This window comes from Microcoleus sp. PH2017_09_SFU_O_A (assembly GCF_020738625.1).
Classification (GTDB): Bacteria; Cyanobacteriota; Cyanobacteriia; order Cyanobacteriales; family Microcoleaceae; genus Microcoleus.
This window is the reverse complement of the sequence record NZ_JAEQCF010000013.1, coordinates 1-20468: the sequence shown is the minus strand read 5'-3', so window position 1 is coordinate 20468 and position 20468 is coordinate 1. Positions and strand designations below refer to the sequence as shown.

The following is a 20468-nucleotide window of genomic DNA, read 5'->3' as shown; positions in this document are numbered from 1 at the left end:
GCATCATATCGGTAGAAACTTTAAGTAAAGCAAAGCTATAACATCAGGTAACAATGACTGAAGTATCGGATTTTTCAAATGTCGATCGCGAATTAGACGACACAATATTAAGCTTCGCAGACATTCAAGCAGAACTAAACCTGCGCCGCGCCAAAGATGCTCTGCGAGATATAGTAGAAAATCTCGATTTGACAGCACAAGAGCGAACTGGACTGGAGCCGGAAATTGGCGGCTTGGAAACCATGCTCGACAAGCTAGAGCGCGCTTGCGTGCAAATCGCTGTGTTTGGGATGGTAGGAAGGGGAAAATCTTCGGTTTTGAACGCGCTTTTGGGTCAAAATGTGTTTGAAACGGGCCCGACTCACGGGGTGACTCGCACCACAACTATTGGCCAGTGGGATGTCGGAGATGGTGTTGATGATGATTTACCCGATAGACTTTCGCCGGTTATTTACCGTTTGTCGCAAGTAGAATTAATCGATACTCCGGGAATTGATGAAGTTGACGGCGAAACTCGCGAACTTTTAGCCCGTCGCGTCGCGCAACAAGCCGATTTGATTTTGTTTGTGGTGGCTGGCGATATTACAAAAGTAGAATACGCAGCACTTTCGCAGTTGCGGGAAGCCGGAAAACCGATGTTATTAGTGTTTAATAAAATTGACCAGTATCCCGATGCAGACAGGCTGGCAATTTATCATAAAATCCGGGACGATCGCGTGAGAGAATTGCTATCTCCCGATGAAATTGTGATGTCGGCGGCTTCACCTTTGACAGCGCAGGCGGTGCGCCGTCCCGACGGAAGTATGGGAGTAAAAATGACGCGCAGTTTACCACAAGTACAAGATTTAAAATTAAAAATTTTGGAGATTTTAGACAGAGAAGGTAAATCTTTGGTGGCGCTGAATACGATGCTCTGTGCGGGGGATATTAACGAGCAGTTGGTGCAGCGAAAAATGGAGATTCGCGATGATGCTGCTAACCGGATTATCTGGAATGGGGTAATGACTAAAGCTGTGGCGATCGCCCTGAATCCAATTACAATAGTTGATATTCTCAGCGGGGCGGTAATTGATGTGGTGATGATATTAACTCTATCTAAAGTTTACGGCATTCCGATGACCGAAGCGGGGGCGGTGGAATTGCTGCAAAAGATTGCGATTAGTATGGGGGGAATTACTGCGGGGGAATTGTTAGCGAATTTTGGCTTAAGTTCTTTGAAAGGATTGCTGGGTTTGGCGACGCCGGCGACGGGTGGTTTGGCTTTGGGGCCTTATGTTTCTGTGGCTGTGACTCAAGCTGCAATTGCTGGGGTTTCTTGCTACGGAATTGGTCAAGTTACTAAGGCTTATTTGGCTAATGGTGCTTCTTGGGGTGATGATGGGCCGAAGGCTGTGGTGAGCAAAATTTTGGCTTCTTTGGATGAGGATTCTATTTTAAATCGGATTAAGGATGAGTTGCGGGCTAAGTTGAATTTGGGAAGTGTGGAAAAACAGCAATCTTAGTAGTCAGTAGTCATTAGTCAGTAGTCAGTAGTCATTAGTCATTAGTAAAAAGAAGTAATTATGAAATAACAAACACCAATTCCCAATGCCCGATGCCCGATGCCCGATGCCCGATGCCCAATTCCCAATATTATGTTATTAACTATCTCCACAACTCGCGTCCCTGCTACGGATTTAGGCTATTTGCTGCACAAACATCCCGATCGCCTTCAATGCTTCCCGATGACTTTCGGACAAGCCAGCGTGTTTTATCCTGAAGCAAATGCAGACAAGTGCACGGCGGCTTTGCTGTTAGATGTCGATCCGGTTGGTTTGGTGCGCGGTAAGTCCAAATCGGGCGATCGCCCTTTGGAACAATACGTCAACGATCGCCCCTACGTAGCCTCATCCTTTCTCAGTGTCGCCCTCGCCCAGGTCTTCCGTACCGCCCTATCCGGGCGCTGCAAAGACCGTCCAGAACTCGCAGAAACTGCCATTCCGCTGACAGTTAAGCTGTCGGTTTTGCCCTGTCGCGGGGGCGAGAAGTTCCTGCGCCAAATGTTTGAGCCGCTGGGCTATCAAGTCGCAGCAAAACCGCTGATTCTTGACGAACAATTTCCCGAGTGGGGCGCGAGTCCTTACTTTGCTGTGGAACTGCAAAATACACTGCGGTTAGCGGATTTGTTGAGCCATCTTTATGTACTAATTCCTGTCTTAGATGACGATAAACATTATTGGGTGGGCGATGATGAAATCGAGAAGTTATTGCGTCACGGCGAAGGTTGGTTGAACTCGCATCCCGCCCGCGAACAAATTGCCGATCGCTATTTGAAACGCCAGCGCCGTTTGACTCGCCTTGCTGTGGCACAATTAGCAGAAGAAGATAATCTTGACTGCGATGCAAGCGAAGTTTCTCGTGCTTTAGAAGAGGAAGTTTTAGAACAGCGAATTAGCCTCAACGAACAGCGTTTAGAAGCTGTGATGACTGTTTTAAAAGCCCGCGGTGCTCAGCGAGTGGTAGATTTGGGCTGCGGTGAGGGAAAACTGCTGCGATTGCTTTTAGCCGAAAGTGCGATCGCCCAAATTACCGGAGTCGATGTGTCCTTTCGGGCGTTGGAAATCGCCAAGGAACGATTGCAGGTCGATCGCTTTTCTCCGGCACAGCAATCTCGCTTACAATTGATCCAAAGTTCCCTGATTTATCGGGACAGCCGCTTGACGGATTTTGACGCAGCAGCGGTGATTGAGGTGATCGAACATCTCGATTTAGAACGGTTGGCTGCTTTTGAACGGGTTTTGTTTGAGTTTGTGCGGCCGAAATTTGCGATCGTCACAACTCCCAACGTTGAGTACAATGTTCGGTTTGAAAACTTGCCGGCGGGTAAATTTCGCCACCGCGATCACCGCTTTGAGTGGACGCGCGCAGAGTTTCAGACTTGGGCGAATGGGGTGGCTGAACGGTTTGGTTTTAGGGTGGAGTTTCGATCCGTTGGATCGGAGGATTTAGCACTTGGTTCGCCTACACAAATGGCAATATTTGCTTTGATAGAATAACTGCTACAGTTTTTTGTGCTTACAATGTAGTTAAACTTGGAAAAAGGCAGGCTTCAGCTATGAGCAAATCTATCCAAACCCAGATAATTAAAGTCGATCGGTCTCAAGGAATTCGCATTCCTAAATCTTTATTAGAGCAAATTGGTATTAGTGAAGCAGTAGAAATCGAAGTTCAGGGCGATCGAATCGTCATTCGTGCAGCTATAAAACCGCGTGCTGGTTGGGAAGAAGCGTTCGCAAAAATGGCCGAACAACATGATGATGTCCTGCTTGATGATGTCATAACTACTGAGTGGGAGGAGAATGAGTGGCAATGGTAGTCAAACGTTTTGATGTTTTTTTAGTTAATCTCGACCCCACTGTTGGCAGTGAAATTAAGAAAACAAGACCTTGTTTAGTGATTTCACCCGATGATATGAACAAGCGCATTTCCACTGTCATCATTGCTCCAATGACAACGAAGGGGCAAGCATATCCCAGCCGGATAGCTTGTAATTTTCAAGGCAAAGATGGACAAATTATCCTGGATCAAATTCGGACTGTTGACAAAAATCGATTAGTTCAATATCTCGGTAAAATCAGCGCTGACGAACAAAAAGCTGTTTTAGATATTCTGGCGCAGATGTTTGCTGAATAATATTATTAAACCATGAAAATTACAATTCCCGAACTATCTTTAGTCCTGCTCATCGGTGCATCGGGTTCCGGCAAATCTACCTTTGCGCGCCAGCATTTCCAACCGACAGAAATCATTTCATCCGATTACTGCCGCGGCCTGGTTTCCGACGACGAAAACAATCAAGCGGCTACCGCTGATGCTTTTGAAGTGCTGCATTTAATCGCTGCTAAACGTCTGGCTGCGGGTAAATTAACTGTGATTGATGCTACGAATGTGCAGCCAGAAAGTCGCAAACCGCTGTTAGAATTAGCCCGAAAATATCATTGCTTTTTAGTAGCAATTGTGCTGGATTTACCCGAAAAATTGTGTGCCGATCGCAATCAACAGCGTCCAAACCGCAATTTTGGCAGTCATGTCATTCGCCGCCACGTTCAAAATTTAAGACGATCGCTCCGAAATCTCGATCGCGAAGGCTTCCGCTACGTTCACATCCTCCGTTCCCCAGAAGACATCGCAGCAGCCCAAATCGAGAGACAACCGCTGTGGAACAACCGCAAACAGGACACAGGCCCCTTTGACATCATCGGTGACGTTCACGGATGCTGTGGCGAATTGTCACAATTGCTGCAACAGTTGGGCTATCAAATTGTCGAACCATCCAGCGCATCTGGCTTTTGGGATTATCCCACCTACGCCCATCCAGAAGGTCGTAAAGCCGTGTTTTTGGGAGATTTGGTCGATCGAGGCCCGCGCATTCTCGATACCCTCAAACTCGTCCGCAACATGGTAGCAGCATCAACCGCTTTGTGCGTCCCCGGAAATCACGACATCAAATTATTGCGAAAACTCAGCGGCAAAAATGTCAAAATCAACCACGGACTCGAACAAACCTTAGCAGAAATTGCAGATTTACCCGAGGAATCGCGCGAATCAGCAGTTAGTCAAATCACCCAATTTCTAGATAGTTTAATCGGGCATTACGTCCTCGACGGCGGCAAATTAGTCGTCGCCCACGCCGGAATGAAAGCAGAACTTCAGGGACGCGCATCCGCCCGCGTTCGAGATTTCGCATTGTACGGAGAAACCACAGGCGAAATCGATGAATTCGGCTTACCAGTCCGCTACAATTGGGCCGCAGAATATCGAGGTCAAGCTGCTGTTGTTTACGGACATACCCCGATTCCCGAAACAGAATGGTTGAACAATACTGTTGATATTGACACAGGCTGCGTTTTCGGCGGCAAGCTAACAGCTTTGCGGTATCCTGAAAGAGAATTTGTCAGCGTTCCTGCTGCGATGATTTACTGCGAACCAGCCAAACCGATCGCATTTCCATCCATTGCAACTCCAGATAACAGTTTTCCCGCCACAAATCTCACCGCCCAACAGCAGTTTGATGACGTGCTGGATATTGCCGACGTGCTCGGAAAACGCATGATTTCAACCAGGCTGCAACGTAACATAACAATTCGCGCAGAAAATGCGATCGCAGCCCTAGAAGTAATGAGCAGATTTGCCGCCAATCCCAAATGGCTGATTTACTTACCGCCCACCATGTCTCCCGCTGCTACCTCCCAAGAACCCGGACTTTTAGAACATCCAGCCGAAGCCTTTAACTACTACCAACAGCAGGGCGTATCAACAGTTGTCTGCGAAGAAAAGCACATGGGTTCCCGTGCAGTTGTCATTGTTTGCCGCGATGAATCGGCGGCCAAACGGCGCTTTGGGATTCTCAACAACAGCATTGGCATTTGTTACACCCGTACAGGTCGCCATTTCTTCGATAATTCTACCTTAGAAACCGAGTTTTTAACGCGGGTAAATCGCGCTCTTTCTGCCAGCAATTTTTGGGATAAATTTAAAACCGATTGGGTGTGTTTGGACTGCGAATTAATGCCTTGGTCTGCCAAAGCTCAAGGTTTATTGCAAGAACAATATGCTGCCGTGGGAACCGCATCCCGTCACGGGTTTGCAGAGGCGATTCAGCAGCTAGAACAGGCGAAACAGCGGGGAGTTGAGGTTGATTCTGTGTTGGCTAGCTACCGGGAACGAGCCGATTTAGCCGATCGCTATGTCAATGCCTACCAGCGCTACTGCTGGCCCGTGAAATCCATCTCCGACCTCAAGTTAGCGCCTTTCCACATCTTGGCAACCGAGGGAAATGTTCACACCGATCAGAATCACTGCTGGCACATGGAACAGATAGCAGAAATCTGTAATTTTGACCTAGAATTGCTGTTAGCTACTCAATACAAAGTAGTTAGAATTGCCGATCTTGACAGTCAATTTGCAGGGATTCAATGGTGGGAAAAAATGACTGAGGCTGGGGGCGAAGGGATGGTGGTTAAACCGATGGAATTTATTGTGAACAATAGCAAAGGACTCGTACAGCCTGCGATCAAATGTCGCGGTAAAGAGTATTTGCGAATTATTTACGGCTTGGAATATTCTTTGCCGGAGCATTTAGACAAATTGCGATCGCGCGGGCTTTCCGGGAAGCGTTCTTTAGCTTTGCGAGAGTTTGCTCTCGGTGTAGAATCGTTGGAGAGATTTGTGGCTGGTGCTCCGTTGAGGCAAGTTCATGAGTGCGTTTTCGGAGTTTTAGCGATGGAGAGCGAACCTGTCGATCCGAGGCTGTAATCTGAAGGTTGGATGCGCTTAGGAATGAGAATGAAATAACTTATAATCTTTATTGTTCTTGTGGGATGGGCGTCCCGCCCGTCCAGAAAAGACGGGCGGGACGCCCATCCCACTTTTAAGAGTGTAAATTATTTAATTTGCGATCCTTATTGCTCATTCATTTCTCCCTACTAATCGCTCAACTTCCGATGTCGATAAATTCATCATTTGTGCAACTTGCTCTAAATTCATTTCCGATTTTAACAGTTGAGAAACGAGCGATCGCAAAGCTGATTCTGCCGCCAGTCGTGCTTGTTGTTCGGCCAGCCGTGCTTGTTGTTCGGCCAGCCGTGCAGAATGTTCTGCCCGCCGTTCTTGTTCTGATTGCTGATAAGTCTTCAGAAACTCTCCCGTTTGAGGATTTCTAAACCTTAATTCTCCAGAAACTAAGTGCAATTCCAGTCCCAATACTTCGCTGTACAGCCACAGCGTATCGAAGGCGATATTATTGACAGGAATCGGATCGTACTGGTTGTTTACTAAACGCACTCCTTGCAATATCGGATTCAAATAATCCCCAGACGGATCGTACTGGAAGTATTCCCTGACTCCCAAACTTCGATATATTTCTGGTTTGGTTTCTTGGTCTACATCTTGAGTTGTTTCTGAGGTTATTTCTAAGACAAACTGCGGTGCTATCCCTGCTTCTTTCCAGATTTTATAGTTATCTCTCTGGCGTTTTCTGACTCCAAATACTACATAAATGTCGGGAGCAACTACTGCTGATTTGTTTCCTTCTTCGTAATACACGAAAGAATTTGCTGACACATAGACATCCGATCGCCCTTGAAAGTGCTGCTTCAGAGCTTCCACGCCGTAAGTCATGTAATCGCGCGTGATGTCACTTTCCGCCATCGGTTCTCCGTCGCTGCTGGGATATTCTATTTCTTCTTCGATTTGTTGAGTTAAAACTGTCACGGTTTAAGTCTCCTCAATTCTCGCTGATCTTATTTTAGCAGGTTCGATAAATTTAAGCATAAAAAAACGGCGTTTGTTAAGGACAAACGCCATTTTTTACCGATCAATTAGACTTACGAACGTGGCGTCTTATCTTGTTTAAATGACGCTAGCCATCCGCGAAGTTCGTCGGCCGCAATCTCGCGCCCGCCCAAACCAAAAGCTAGAGCAATCCCAACGGCGATCGCCCCGAGCAACAGCCCGAAAGCCAAATTCACAATATCGCTGCCAATGCCCATCTGTTGCAGCGCCAAGGCTCCAACAAAAGCAATCACCGCGATTCGAGCCGTTTGGCCCAACAGCCGCGCTTGGCGAGTTCCAGAGCTAGCAATCAAACTAAACGCCAGATTCGCCAAATACAAGCCGATCGCAAATACCACCAAACCAGACAGCACCCTACCAGCAACCAGCACAATACCGCTAACAATCGCAGTCAGCGCTGGAATCTTCAGCACGTCGGTAGCCGCCACCACAGCAAACAGCATGATGCCTACCTGCACCACAATGCCGACAAATTGCGAAGGCGTGCGTGCCGCAACATCCGGTTCCTGAAGTACAGTTGCGTCGGGATCCGTCGAACTCGACGGCGGTAGTCGCAGCGGCTGTTTCGGCTGCATTCCCAACCAAGAAAAGACATTGTTAAAGCCAATTCCCGTCAAGATATTCGTCACCAAATCGCCGATCCAGCGCCCCAAAAAGTAAGCAACCGCGAGAATTATCGCTGCTGTAAAAATGTTAGGAAGCGCGCCCAGAATCGTATTGAGCATCGCGATCGCCGGCAAGGAAATCGCTTGGATGTCCAAAGCATTCAAAGCTGCGATCGCCGTAGGAATCAAAATCAACACATAGACAATTGTGCCGATAATCCACGACAGCGATTGTCCGCCCGAACTCCGGGAAATGCCAAACCGAGCGCCCAAACTGTCCGCGCCAGCAGCAGCCAGCAGATTCGTAACAATCCGCTGCACAACTTGAGCCAGCAGCCAGCCCACAAACCCAATCAGCACAGCTTCCAGAATCTTCGGAATTGCCGCCAAAATTTGGTTCAGCAAATTATTCACTGGCAGCAGAGCCTGCTGTAAATCCAGCGATTCGAGAACCAACGGCAAAAACAGCAGAAAAATGAACCAGTACAGCGCATTTGCCAGAGTATCGCTCAGCAGCAAAGGAGTCTCGGTGGGTGCAGTACCCACCTGCTGGTTCAAGCGCTCGTCTACGCCAAAAGTCCGCATCGCCCGCGACAAGGCTAATTTGGCAACTGTCGCCACCACCCAAGCAATCCCCAAGAAAATTAGGGCTTTAGCCAACTTCGGCAAAGCACCAGCAATTTGGTTGAGAAAAGTATTCAGCGGTTGCGAGACAGCCGTGAGATTCAGCCTGTTGAAAAAGGCAACTAGGAAAAAGATAAAAATGATCCAGAATACCGCACCGGAAATCCATTTTTCCACTTGCGGCGATCCTTCTCCTTCCGGGCGCCCGGTAATCCAAGCAGCCAGTCGGTTGTCGATCGTCGTTTTCTTGAGCAATCCGCCGACTAAAGATGAGACGAGGGCTGATACGATCAAGCCAATTAGCAGGATGCCGATCGCCCAGACGAGATTTTCAATGTCTTTGCCCGCAAATAGATTGTTTAATCCCCGCTCCGCTTCTGAGAGCGGATTCGGGGCTACCTGGGCCTGTGCCAAGATTCGATCGGACACAACCGCCATTGGGCCCGATATCGGTTGAGTTATTTCTTGCCAAGTTTCATTCATTGTTTTTTCAGGTTAAGGTCAGATTTGACAAGGAAAATAAGAAACTGTAAGAATACGCTTCTAGCTTGCAGGTTCTCATGTCAATTCGTCAAGTTTTCGAGCAATCCATTGAAATTCGCGCTGCTGCTACGTTGGTGGAGCGCTGTATAGTCGATCGCACTTTAATGCACAAATGGCTCAATCCGCTGCTGCGTTGCGATCCAGAGGGCGAATGGGATACTGCTGTAGGAAGTCGCAGTTTATTTATCATAAAAATTCCCGTTTTGCAACCCACTTTAGAGAGTGTTGTGTTGGAGCGACAACCCGGTTTAATTGTATGGGGGTTCGACGGATATTTCAAAGGATGCGATCGCTGGGAATGCCAGCCCCAAATCCAAGGGACTCTCTTGATTAACCGCTTTGAATTTCAAATTCCCAATCCTTTAATTAGATTTGGATTCAATCGCTTTGCAGCCCCTTGGACGCAAAAAGATATGAAAAGCCAACTGCGCCGGCTCAAACGGGTAGCCGAGCAATTATCTCAAGAAATTGGCAAGGTGTAATGGGGAATTGGTAATTGGGTAATGGGTCATCGGTAATGGCTGAAAAGTAAGAGATAATAGGAAAAGAAAGCACCAATTCCCTATGCCCTATGCCCTATGCCCTATGCCCTATGCCCCATTCCCCATTCCCCATTCCCCATTCCCAATCCAGAGCAAAATGATTTACTTCCCAGCCCCCGATGATGAGTTGGGCTGACAAATCATTTGTCTTGCTTGACCAGCCGTACTTTGCAAACCCGGGGAATTCTGATACATAGCTTGCAAATCTTGGATATCTTTAATCACTCGCTGGTAGATAGCCATAGCTTGATTGCCATCAACTTCTAAAGCCGGAGGAGTGTAATTTTGCATCACTTCCATCAGGGATAGTTTGCCATCTTTGGAAGCTGCAACCAAAGCATCGCGCAGTGCCGGCGCGCTTTGTGCCTTTGTAGCCGGGGTATAAGCAACCTCACCCAATTGCTTGAAAACAATTTCCCCAAAATAAGTATTTGCCAGCCGCGAAACCATTTGGGGATCTAAAGCCACTTCTCGCGTTAATATTTCGCGCACCGATTCGGGAGTTTGTTTCGCAAGACTCAAAACACTTTGCAGTTGAGATGATGGTTTGCCGGTTTGTGCAAAGCTTTGCAAATCGCTCATTGGTAAAGTTACGTCAACAGCACCGTATTTTACGGTAACTTTGTCTAATGCAAAGGCTTTGCTACTGCTCAGCAATACTGTACTTGTTCCCACCAAAAGCGCCAAACCTAATGATAAAGACTTTGAGATTCTTTTGGCTAAATGGGCTGACTGCGGTTGCATTCCGTTAAGATAACCTTGTTGAAACTTAAAGTTCATGAGTTTATGCCTCTTTACGTCAAAATACTTTTTCGTTCGATCGAATGCCCAGGTATCAGTCGGGAAAGTGGATTCAGAAGTTCCGTAAATGACCTAGGTATTATACAGTCATGTCAAGCCAATTGAACCTATCAAAAGATAGGTGTTAATTCATAATTTATATGTTATACTCCGATTTTTGACAATTTTATATACCTTTGCAAAACTTATAAAAGCGAGATTTGGCGATCGCCCTGTAACTATATAGATTGTCGGTTTCACCTGTGATGTTGTGCGAGCCAATAGCTGCAACCTTGACTAGCGATCGCAAATTTAAGTTTAGTTTTGGTCGAGCCTTTCGAGCAATAGGCGAATTCTAGCAGCATCCTCAGCATTCGGAGCATTGGTAATGTATAGTTCCAAATCGTGCCGCGCCTCGGCCAAGCGCCCCAGTTGATAATAGAGAATTCCGCGATCGCGCCTTTCCAAGAGTGCATCAGGAAACAGCAGCAAAAGCCGATCGATCGCCGCCAGAAACCTCATAGCATCACCCTGTTGGAAGTAAATCGCCTTCAGATTTCCCAGCATTCGCCCCAATAACTGCCGCGGACTTACCGGCGCGAGAAAAGCCGGCTGCAACTCCATAGGTTGACCGTAAATTTGAGAAAGCCTCCCTTGACAATCTTCAGGAAATAGTATCTCGCCACCATTAAACGCATCCACAAAAATCCCAGCATCCTCAAAATCCGGCCTAATCAAAAAATGTCCCGGCATCCCAATCCCCACCATCGGAAAATCAATCCGCTTAGCAACCTCCAAATAAACCAAAGATAAAGAGATGGGAATACCAGTGCGGCGATCGATCACTTGATTCAAAAAGCTATTGCGGGGGTCGTAATAATCAGCATTATTGCCGGAGAATTCCAAATCGTCATACAAATAGCGGTTAATAGTTTGAATGATCCGCAGCGGATAATTCTGTGGCGGGAGGCGCAAACGCACTCGATCGGCGATCGTGTCAAGTGCGTTGATATAATCCAGAGGCTCAAAATTCGGGTATTCTTCCAAAGCCATGTACAGCGCAGCTTTCGCCAGGTCGATCGCAGCGTCTGGCTGATTAATTTCTTGATAAAAGAGTTGTCGGGCGATCGTCAAATCCATATTTATAATTGATTAATTTTTTAATAAACATCGTGCGAGATTGCCTCTGGCGTATTTAAATTGTATATCCTGATTGAGAGGTAGAGAGTCCGATGGGGATCGGGGGATAGAATTCTCCATCGTCATCGAAATATACAATTTAAATGCTGCAACAGCTTAGACATCCTGTAAATAACCTATGAATGGCAGAGTGCGAGTTCGATCTGGAGCATCTCAGTTTTACATTATTATTATTATAGTGCTGTCCCCGCTCGCATATTGTACAATACGTGAGCGGGGACAGCACTCAAAGAAAAAATGCTTTTTACAAAACCCAGATGCACCCAAATGCGAGTTCGAGCGAAGATGGCAGAGACTCCTATTTTACCTGGAAATTCAGCTTCGGGAATACACCCGGACTCATCTAGATAGAGACAATACTTTAATTTAGATTTAAAATTGATAAAATGGTAATCTACTGCACAAATATAGATAATCGAAATTGCAACCGTGAATGTAGAACAAATCGATCGCCTGCTAGCTCAGTGGAAACAGAATCTCGATCGCATCAGTCAAAATCTGATTGATTTGCATGGATTGCCAACCTATCAACAACTCACTGCAATGCCATCTGACGTTGAGTTAACTGGCAAAACAAAAGCAAAGGTTGTTCCCGCACTCAGTGCGATGAATGACCTCTTTCAGAATTTTGATTTGTTAGTTAAAACGATCGATCGGGCTGTGATGCTCCGCAAGCAAGTTCCTAAGTTTTTGATTTCCAGTGCAGAATCTCAACTGCGTGAAATTGAATATCTTTTAACGGGTAATTCCATCCAACTTGGCGAACAACAAATTCCTCTAGCACAGCGAGACTTACTAAGTGCAGCCCAAACCCAAAATGCAATTGCACCTGCGAAATTACTGGAGGTGATGACTGCTGCTTTTCAAGTCGCGAAAGATGTGGTTGTCGCAGTGGAGACGGCACGATCGCATTTAGCAGCACAACTGACGCGAGCCCAAACTGAAATGCGATCGCTCCAAACTTTAGCTGACTCTCTCGGTATTCGGAGGAGTAATGAACTAGCAGTTGCTCAGCAAAATTTGCTCGATTTTGGCGATCGCATTATCTGCGATCCGTTAGGTGTCAGCGATGAGTTCGAGCGAGAAATTGAACCAATTATCATTCGATCGAGACAGTATTTAGAGGAAATAGCTCGGCAAAAAGCATCGGTTAAACAAGAATTATCTCAAGCGCATCAACTTCTGCAAAACTTAATTCATTTAAATCAGCAACATCAAACTATTTTTGCAGAGTATCAGGAAAAAATAACAGAAGCTGCAACGCGATCGCAGCCTTTAGCGGACGAACAAATTGAAGCTTTAAATCAGTGGCTCGCTCGACTAGAAATTAAGTTCAAAGAAGGCATATTTCAACCAGTTAAGATTGGTTTACAGAATTGGCGAGTCAGAACGCAAGAGTATTTATCCGCTCAACAACAAGCCTATACAGACAATCAAACTGCGCTAGAAATGCGTCAAGAATTGCGAGGACGACTCCAAGCACTGCAAGCTAAAGCATTAGCCAAAGGGATGGCAGAAAACGAACAATTGAGTCAAATTGCCCAACAAGCCAAGCAATTGTTATATACTCGACCTACTCCGTTAGGGCAAGCAATCCAGCTTGTCAGTGAGTATGAAAAGTTATTGAATCGTTCTTTTAAGTCGATATAAATGACATCTTGCAGCATTATCAATAATCCTGTAGGGGCTGGTTCGCCAACAGCCTAAAAGGTAGCAGACAGGTTAAATAAACCAGCCCCCACCCCACTGACATCTTGCAGCATTATCAATAATCCTGTAGGGGCTGGTTCGCCAACAGCCTAAAAGGTAGCAGACAGGTTAAATAAACCAGCCCCCACCCCACGAAAAAGCCCCAATTGACTTCTTTGGAAGATCACGAATATTCCTTCAAACGCAAATTGAGTCCAAAAAAGGTTAAAATAGCGATCGCACTAATTAACGCAAGACTCCACATCTCAAATTGGTAGGTATTTTTAAACGATCGATCGAGCAGAGACAACTGCAAAATATCATCACTTGATTGCTTAGATTTATCGGGCACATAACCTACACTTTTAAATCCCCGATCGAGATTCTCTGTAAACGCGGTTAAATTAATGTCTGTTACATCATTGTGTTTTTTAAGGAATTGAGTGAACGCCCAATTAGATTGCCCTTGTTTATTTCCCGTACATAGTGCGATCGCTTCAGCTCTTTTGTCGCTATTTACCAGCGAGCGAATTTGTTTGTCAATGTTAACATAAACCCCAAATGCCGATAACATTTCCACCGCCGCGTCTCGCTCTCCACCAAAAGTAATATTGGCAAATTCTTGGGCGAATAATCCAGTAAAACCCGCGACACCCTGGACGTTGGATGGCTTGAATTCCTTAGCGACAGACTCAAAATCCAGCAGATTGGCGGGGATGACGGCAATTTTCGCCATTTTCTCAACAAATTTGCGTTCGTGTTGAGCCGCAAATTCTCGATCGAGCAAATAGCGGCTTTCATCGGCATTAGCACTGTAGGCAAGAGCGCGAGCCTGTCGCAACGGCAAAAGCGAGTTAAAGGCATCCTCCTTAGCGACTTTCAGATGATAGGAAGCCGCATTTAGTGCATTGGTGATATAAAAGAATAAGACGATCGCACATAGGGTAGCTCCCAACAAATAGGGATTGAGATTGCGGCGCATTCGGTGGTAGAGAAACAGTTGTAATAGTCCCAACATGACAAGTGGCAAGAGGTTGCCAATAACTGCGAGGAACAAGAGGTTAGCCGATCGCGCTTTTTGTGAGATATAAGCTCGATCCAGACTCTCTAAGTTAACATTTTGCAATTGTTCGGCAGCAGGTAGTAAAATTGAGTCCAAAATGTTTGCTGCTTTGCGATACGCCTCCAAAAGCGATCGCGAATCCCCCCGTTCGTTCGCCAATCGCGCCCGTTCGATTTGCGTCATGTAGTCCCCCAACGATAGGATCAGCGTGCGAATCTGTTGGCGTTCTGCATCCCCCTCCGTAATGTTCTCCGCCGCTAATGCCAGGAGTTTAGACAGTTTTTCTTGCCGTCCCCGATAATCTTTAGCGGCTTGAGGATTCTCGCCCGGTTTGACGAGCAATTCGTTAGCAGCATTGGCATCCAAATCGGCGAGGCTATCTTTAATTCGCTGGGCAGTTAAGACGCTGGGTGCGGTATTTTTGCCGATGGTTTCGATCGCATCGCGCTGCATTTTCACTGCTTCATTGGCAGTCCCCAAGGCTAAAAGGCTGACTCCCCACACCAGGTACAATCCCCATCGCAGAATCTGAGGGGTGGTGAATTTTGTCTTCCAATTTGCGATCGAACTGGGCTTTTTTCTTGAAGCAGAATTGGTGGTAACTTGGCTCATAAATTTGGTAATGGGTAATTGGTTAAAAGATGCGGACTTAAGTCCGCACTACGAACTGTTTTTGTTATTGTGGTAATCTATCGGACATGATATAATTTGTCATTGGTGGGGGAGTTTTTATCAATTACCGATTTGCCTGCTAGTTAAGACTGGGTAATATTAACAATCATCTTTGTCCAATGTCCCAACGTAATTTCATCCCCATCTTTCAGACTAATATCTGTCATCGGCACAAGTTCAACCCCATTGAGAAACGTACCGTTGGTGGAACCGATATCGCGCAGGATTAATGCCCCATCTGGTTGGCGGTGAATGACGGCGTGGCGGTGGGAAATGGCATCGTCCAAATCGAGGGCGAGATCTGGATAAATGGCGCGGACATCGCTAGTGCGTCCGATGAGGGTACTGGGTTTTTCCATAGGGAAAGTCATGGGGGTAAACGCGGGCGGTTCCGGGCTACCTTCACAGCGCAAAGTGCGATCGACTGTGATGAGAAGTTCGGGAGTTCCTGTCGTTGTGGGTGAGGTAGATGTCGGGGAAACATGGGTTGCGCCCGCATCTATAGTACCCGCATCCAAAACAGAAGATGCGATTCCTGATGCCTTGGGAATCGGAATTTCTCCACTCGCACCGGTGACGAAGTTATAGCCACAAATTTCGCAGAAGTTGCCGCTATCTTCCTCGTGTGGAGTCGCGCAATCGGGACAGTTAATGGTAGCTGTGGCAACTCGAACGGGCGGACTTTTGGCTTCGACAGCCGCACCTCCATTAATCTTCGCGCCGCATTCCGAACAATAATCGGATTCGATCGATTCGTGACCTTTTGGACACTGATAGACTGACATAATTATCTATACGATTTTGGATTTTGGATTTTGGATTGCCGATTGTGGATTCTAGATTTGGGATTGTATAGCAACCGCCACATAGGTTAGGACATAAATCAATACGATTGCGATCGGAGATTGTCACAGGGAAAACTCATGAAACATAGACACTGCGTTGGCGAAGCCTGCCCGAAGGGCTTATGCTTCGTTCCTCTCTTCGGACAATCTTAACTGAACCGTATCGGGACATAAATAATGTCATAAATAGATCCTAATACCCTTGAGCAGAAACGGTTAGATGCTCGTACTATGTAACTGTCAACTGTCAACTGTCAACTGTCAACTGCTATAGATTTGGGATGGCTAATTTCTCGAAATTCGTGCTGTTTTGGTCGATCGAGTTTCCAATGCCATTTCATCTTCCTTCGCCACATTCCGCTTCAAACGAACTGTTCCCGTGGGTGCATCTTCCACCTCCACCACCTGGCGCAGCAGTTTCGCCGTTCCCTCATTTCCGGAGTCATGGGCGAGTTTGACAGCCCTTCCCAGCTTAGCCGTCGCCACTTCTACATCACCTTTATCGCGGGCTTCAAGTCCTTCCTGAATGGTTTGCGCGAGTTCTGCTTGTCCGGTGTAGTGCGCCACTCGCCGATCGATTTTCGTAGATTTCTGTTCGTCATCCGTCCACACCGCTAGAATCCGCGCCTCGGTAATTTTCGTTTCCACCCCATCAGCGGTGTAAATTAAACTCGCCCTTCCCGCCAGCATCTCATCTCCCACATTACCGGGATTCACCTCAATGCAGAAGTGGTAATCGCGCGATTCTGCCGTTCCCCAAGCCCCTGTCGGATAGTCGCAAACTTGCGGTTTAATAGATTGGGCGCGATCGGTCAAATCGACAATTTCGGGACTAACTTGCTTGCAAAATCGCACCTTTGCCCCTTGGGGAGTCCACAAACGCAAGGCGACATCACTCACCGTTTTAGTCATTGCTTGGGCGAGAATGGTTTGGAAATCCGCTTCTATTTGCACCGCGTTGGCGATGATATCGGTGGTTCCGAGTAGCCTGTTGGCAATGAACTGAAGCTGTTTGACGCGCCAGTCGGTTCCCACGCCCCGACAATCGCACTGAAATACACCTTCGCACGCTTGCAGCACCTTTTCTAGGCGTTTTTGGTCGGAATCATCGTTCTGCCCGTCGGTAAGCAATAGGGCTTGTCTGACGGCATTGGGCATCTCTTTGAACTGCGTTAGTGAAGCTTCCAGCCATTGAGACATTAATGTACCGCCACTGGCTTGGACTTCTTTAATTTGGGAAATGGCTTGGGATTTGTTTTCTACTGTGGCTAGGGCAGTGGGAAAAATTACCTGGGCGCGAGTGGAACCTACCACGATAAAAAAGGAGGTATCCGCCGGAATTAACTGCACGAGTTTAATCATCGCATTTTTGGCGGCGTGGATTTTTGCGCCCTGCATCGAACCGGAAATATCGCAGATAATCCCGAAGAGTTTGCCTCCTGTTTGAGGTGCGATGCCAATATTTTCGTCCCCACGGACGGTGACGGTCATAATGGCATTGACTTCTCTGGAACCTTGATGAAGGTAGGGATTTTGGAAGACTTCGGCTTGGAATTGGGTAGACATTGTTTTTGAGTTTTTTGAATGAATTTTGAGTAAATGCGATCGATGCTTTTTTCAGTAAAAATGATGCTAATTTACAGATTGAGAAAAGAGATTAGAGTGTAGGTTGAGTAGAACTGAGATCTTGCAGTATTATCAATTATCCTGTAAGGGCCCGTGAGCCCACTATCTATAATGAACATCGACAATTTACAAAAACTCGCCCTCACCTAACGACAGAAATTCGTGAAGCGCAGCTATCCCGTAGGGAATCGCACAATCTCAGAAACCGGGTTTCTTTTTATATGCTTCGTACTCAGCAGACCTTATTCGCAGAAACCCGGTTTCTCGCCAGCCAGCGATAGAATTGCGATCGCACATTCCCCAATTATATCAAAGAGCGCGATCGTGAATCTCTCGTTGGGTGGGGGCAGGTTTATTAAGATTGTTGGTACTCATTAGATATGGTTGGCGAACCTGCCCCTACAGGTTAATGGAGAACGTTGCAATATCTTATTTACATCCGTTACATTCCGTACACAGCTTCATTGCCAAACTTCCTTCTTCCTTCTTATAATATTATCCTCAAACGACTAACAGAGTGACAGTAATGTTATCTCGACCGCCACAAGAGCGAGCAAATTCTACGAGATGGCGCCCCATGCCGATCGCATCTTCTGAAGCATTGCCCTTGACAAGATCGGCGAGTTGTGGGGCGTCGGGTGCATAATTCCACAATCCATCCGTACAAAGTAACAAATATCCAGAACCGGGAATCGGAAACTGCACGATCGAAGGAACAGCATCCTCTTTAGCATCCACACCCAGCCAGCGCGTAATGGCATGAGCTTTATCGGACTTGCTAGCTTCGGCTGCGCTCATTTGTCCCGATGTAACTATTTCGTTCAACCAAGAATCATCTCGCGTCAGCAGTTGGGAGTTTTCCCGATCGATCCAGTAGGCGCGACTATCTCCCAACCAAGCAATTGTCGCGATCGAATTTTGTACTACCGCCGCAACAATCGTCGTCGAAGGTGCATCTTGATTCAAACTCCTATGAGGAATAACACAGACTTCATTGAGTGCGGCAGCGATTCCGTGTTGGAGAGCTGTTTCTGGGGAAAGATGTTTTTCTAGAGCAGTGACAATGCCATCTCTGGCACCTTCTGCCGCTGCTTTCGATGCCAATTCGGGAAACTGAGAACTCGACACCCCATCGCAGGCGATCGCAATATAAGTGTTACTGCTTTCTATTACCGCACAAGCCAAGTAATCTTCATTGCGTTCGTGTCTCAATCCCCGATCGCTCACTCCCGCGAAATTAGGCTGAAGATTTACTTCCATGCGATCGGTTTCTCGGACTTGCCGATATTCATTTTTGAACCCGCAAACCGAACAGTATCCATCGGCATCGATCGCCTCGGGTGCCGCGCCGCATTTATTGCATAGTTTTGTAGAAGTTTCAGTAACATTGACGGGTGAATTGACCAGTGGCGTACCGCATTCTTCGCAAAAGCGATCGTCTATTTGAACTAAAGCTTCACAGTTGGGACATTGCATAGTTTGGGTCTTAAAAAAGCATGAGTAATATCGCTTCCTGCTGGATCGGAATGATTTAACCGCAGAGGGCGCAGAGAACACAGAGAGAGACAAGAGAGATGAATAATTCTGATGTTACCGGATTTGATATAACAAGAAAATATGGCGGTTCAAAACGCGGCTACAGGAGTAAAATCGGCCTGTGCAGGTTGAAAATTCCTGAGTCCGCGTAGGCGTGAATTCCATTCGCTTTCCTCTCCTACAACCATGTTCTCGGACGCACGCGATTCGCCTCATCAACCAAACGAATCTTTTCCGCTCCCGTGGATAAATGTGCCATGGCGCGCAAGGCTTTTTCTAACCCTTTTCTGAGCTCAACTTCTTGCAGTTGATGCCCCAAAAGGACGATCGCCGATGGCTGAATCGCTTTTGAAGCGATCGATCCTAGGGCCGTTTCTAAAAGCTGTTTCGTCAAGCGATGCCGCTCCATGCCTTCGAGCGTTAAGGCTTCGAGCGTCGTGGCTGCTAGGCTCAACTCCTTGGCTCCTGGTGCGGTATGTTTTCGATCGATCAGCATCCGCGCCGTTTCCACCCGCGATCGCACCGACAAATTCGAGGTTGGCGGCACTCGTCGCAACGCCTCCACCGCCGCCTGACGATCGCCTGTAGCACTCAAACACCTGGCCAAGCCAAACGTCGCGCTGACGTAACTGGGGTCAGTCCGACACACGCGATCGTAGAGCTTAATTGCCTGCTTGCGATCGCCTGCCAATTCCGCCGCCAGCGCCAATGCTAGTTGAGGAGACAGTTCCCCCGGCAATTCCGAGTAAACGCGATCGAACTGTTCCTGTGCGGGTTTTGCCTGACCCCGCGCCAGCAGCAACCTACCGCGATACCAACGCACGCGCCAATCCCAAGCATCGAGTTGTTCGGCTTGCGTTAGTGCCGTTTCGGCGGCTGGATAGTGGCGAATCTCGATCGAACTGTCAGCCAGTCGGAGTAAAGCTTCGCGAGAGTTGGGATACTGCTGCACCACCTGCTCCAAATTCACCTGACGTTGTATGGGATCGGCGATCGCTTGGGCATTCAATACCGCGTTAAAAGCTGGATCGTTGCTATCGATCGTCGGTACGGGCAACTGTCGGAAGTCCGCGCCAATCGGTTCCAAGTCTGAAGATGCCGTCAGCGCGAGCATATCCGAGCCGAACAGGGTACTGGCAGCCGGATGCGGCGTATTTGTTTCCAGTGCTACCACTTCCCGCAACACTCCCAACAATCGATCGGCCATTTCCTCCGCCGACTGGAAGCGATCGTCAGCGTTGTACGCCGTGGCTTTGAGCAAGAAGCGATAGAGGGATTCTTGGTGGGCGAATAGGGGTTCTTCTTGCGGACTGGGTTTGAAACTGTAACTTAATTTATGGACAAAGCTACCCATCCTTGACTATTTGGGTAGCTTTGTCCGCAACTCGGGCGATCGCACGAGACTATTTGC

Annotated in this window: 16 protein-coding genes; 7 read left to right on the top strand and 9 right to left on the bottom strand. The window is 47.3% G+C overall.

Annotated elements, in window-relative coordinates; translation table 11 throughout:
- Positions 1-53: 53 nt before the first annotated feature.
- The 5 genes from JGK16_RS07555 (at position 54) to JGK16_RS07535 (ending at position 6294) form a co-directional block, all read left to right on the top strand.
- A complete protein-coding gene (locus JGK16_RS07555) occupies positions 54-1502 on the top strand; it encodes a GTP-binding protein (protein ID WP_293180065.1) in 1449 nt (482 codons plus the stop codon).
- Positions 1503-1634: 132 nt separating this feature from the next.
- Positions 1635-3035, top strand: a complete 1401-nt coding sequence (locus JGK16_RS07550) for a 3' terminal RNA ribose 2'-O-methyltransferase Hen1 (protein WP_293190098.1) — start codon at positions 1635-1637, stop codon at positions 3033-3035.
- A 59-nt stretch (positions 3036-3094) separates the two neighbouring features.
- A complete protein-coding gene (locus tag JGK16_RS07545) occupies positions 3095-3355 on the top strand; it encodes an AbrB/MazE/SpoVT family DNA-binding domain-containing protein (RefSeq protein WP_293180071.1) in 261 nt (86 codons plus the stop codon).
- The gene (locus tag JGK16_RS07540; RefSeq protein WP_293180074.1) at positions 3349-3672 is read left to right on the top strand and encodes a type II toxin-antitoxin system PemK/MazF family toxin; all 324 of its coding nucleotides are present in this window, start codon (positions 3349-3351) and stop codon (positions 3670-3672) included. Before JGK16_RS07545 ends, JGK16_RS07540 begins: the two co-directional genes overlap by 7 nt.
- Before the next feature lie 12 nt (positions 3673-3684).
- Positions 3685-6294, top strand: a complete 2610-nt coding sequence (locus JGK16_RS07535) for a polynucleotide kinase-phosphatase (RefSeq protein WP_293190096.1) — start codon at positions 3685-3687, stop codon at positions 6292-6294.
- Positions 6295-6447: 153 nt separating this feature from the next.
- Here JGK16_RS07535 and JGK16_RS07530 read toward each other — a convergent pair whose 3' ends face one another.
- On the bottom strand, positions 6448-7251 hold the full coding sequence (locus tag JGK16_RS07530) for a Uma2 family endonuclease (protein WP_293190095.1): 804 nt from the start codon (positions 7249-7251) through the stop codon (positions 6448-6450).
- Positions 7252-7364: 113 nt separating this feature from the next.
- Positions 7365-9044, bottom strand: a complete 1680-nt coding sequence (locus tag JGK16_RS07525) for a mechanosensitive ion channel (RefSeq protein WP_293190093.1) — start codon at positions 9042-9044, stop codon at positions 7365-7367.
- 77 nt (positions 9045-9121) lie between these two features.
- Between JGK16_RS07525 and JGK16_RS07520 the strand changes: the two genes are divergently transcribed.
- A complete protein-coding gene (locus tag JGK16_RS07520; RefSeq protein WP_293180086.1) occupies positions 9122-9586 on the top strand; it encodes an SRPBCC family protein in 465 nt (154 codons plus the stop codon).
- Between the two features lie 162 nt (positions 9587-9748).
- Here the strand turns inward: JGK16_RS07520 and JGK16_RS07515 are convergent, their stop codons facing one another.
- Positions 9749-10426 carry an alpha/beta hydrolase gene (locus tag JGK16_RS07515; RefSeq protein ID WP_293180089.1) on the bottom strand — a complete coding sequence of 226 codons (678 nt, stop codon included), beginning with the start codon at positions 10424-10426 and terminating at the stop codon, positions 9749-9751.
- Positions 10427-10744: 318 nt separating this feature from the next.
- Positions 10745-11566 carry a transglutaminase-like domain-containing protein gene (locus tag JGK16_RS07510; protein WP_293190092.1) on the bottom strand — a complete coding sequence of 274 codons (822 nt, stop codon included), beginning with the start codon at positions 11564-11566 and terminating at the stop codon, positions 10745-10747.
- Between the two features lie 489 nt (positions 11567-12055).
- Here JGK16_RS07510 and JGK16_RS07505 point away from each other — a divergent pair, with 489 nt between their 5' ends.
- Complete coding sequence (locus JGK16_RS07505) at positions 12056-13276, top strand: hypothetical protein (protein ID WP_293190091.1); 1221 nt, start codon at positions 12056-12058, stop codon at positions 13274-13276.
- Positions 13277-13499: 223 nt separating this feature from the next.
- Here JGK16_RS07505 and JGK16_RS07500 read toward each other — a convergent pair whose 3' ends face one another.
- The 5 genes from JGK16_RS07500 to JGK16_RS07480 form a co-directional block, all read right to left on the bottom strand.
- Positions 13500-14990 carry a hypothetical protein gene (locus tag JGK16_RS07500; RefSeq protein WP_293190090.1) on the bottom strand — a complete coding sequence of 497 codons (1491 nt, stop codon included), beginning with the start codon at positions 14988-14990 and terminating at the stop codon, positions 13500-13502.
- Between the two features lie 143 nt (positions 14991-15133).
- A complete protein-coding gene (locus JGK16_RS07495; protein ID WP_293180101.1) occupies positions 15134-15835 on the bottom strand; it encodes an FHA domain-containing protein in 702 nt (233 codons plus the stop codon).
- 345 nt (positions 15836-16180) lie between these two features.
- Positions 16181-17461 (bottom strand): VWA domain-containing protein, encoded by a 1281-nt coding sequence (locus JGK16_RS07490; RefSeq protein ID WP_293180104.1) that lies wholly within the window; start codon positions 17459-17461, stop codon positions 16181-16183.
- 561 nt (positions 17462-18022) lie between these two features.
- Positions 18023-18997 carry a protein phosphatase 2C domain-containing protein gene (locus tag JGK16_RS07485; protein ID WP_293190088.1) on the bottom strand — a complete coding sequence of 325 codons (975 nt, stop codon included), beginning with the start codon at positions 18995-18997 and terminating at the stop codon, positions 18023-18025.
- A 238-nt stretch (positions 18998-19235) separates the two neighbouring features.
- Positions 19236-20411 (bottom strand): tetratricopeptide repeat protein, encoded by a 1176-nt coding sequence (locus tag JGK16_RS07480; protein ID WP_293180109.1) that lies wholly within the window; start codon positions 20409-20411, stop codon positions 19236-19238.
- Positions 20412-20468: the final 57 nt, after the last annotated feature.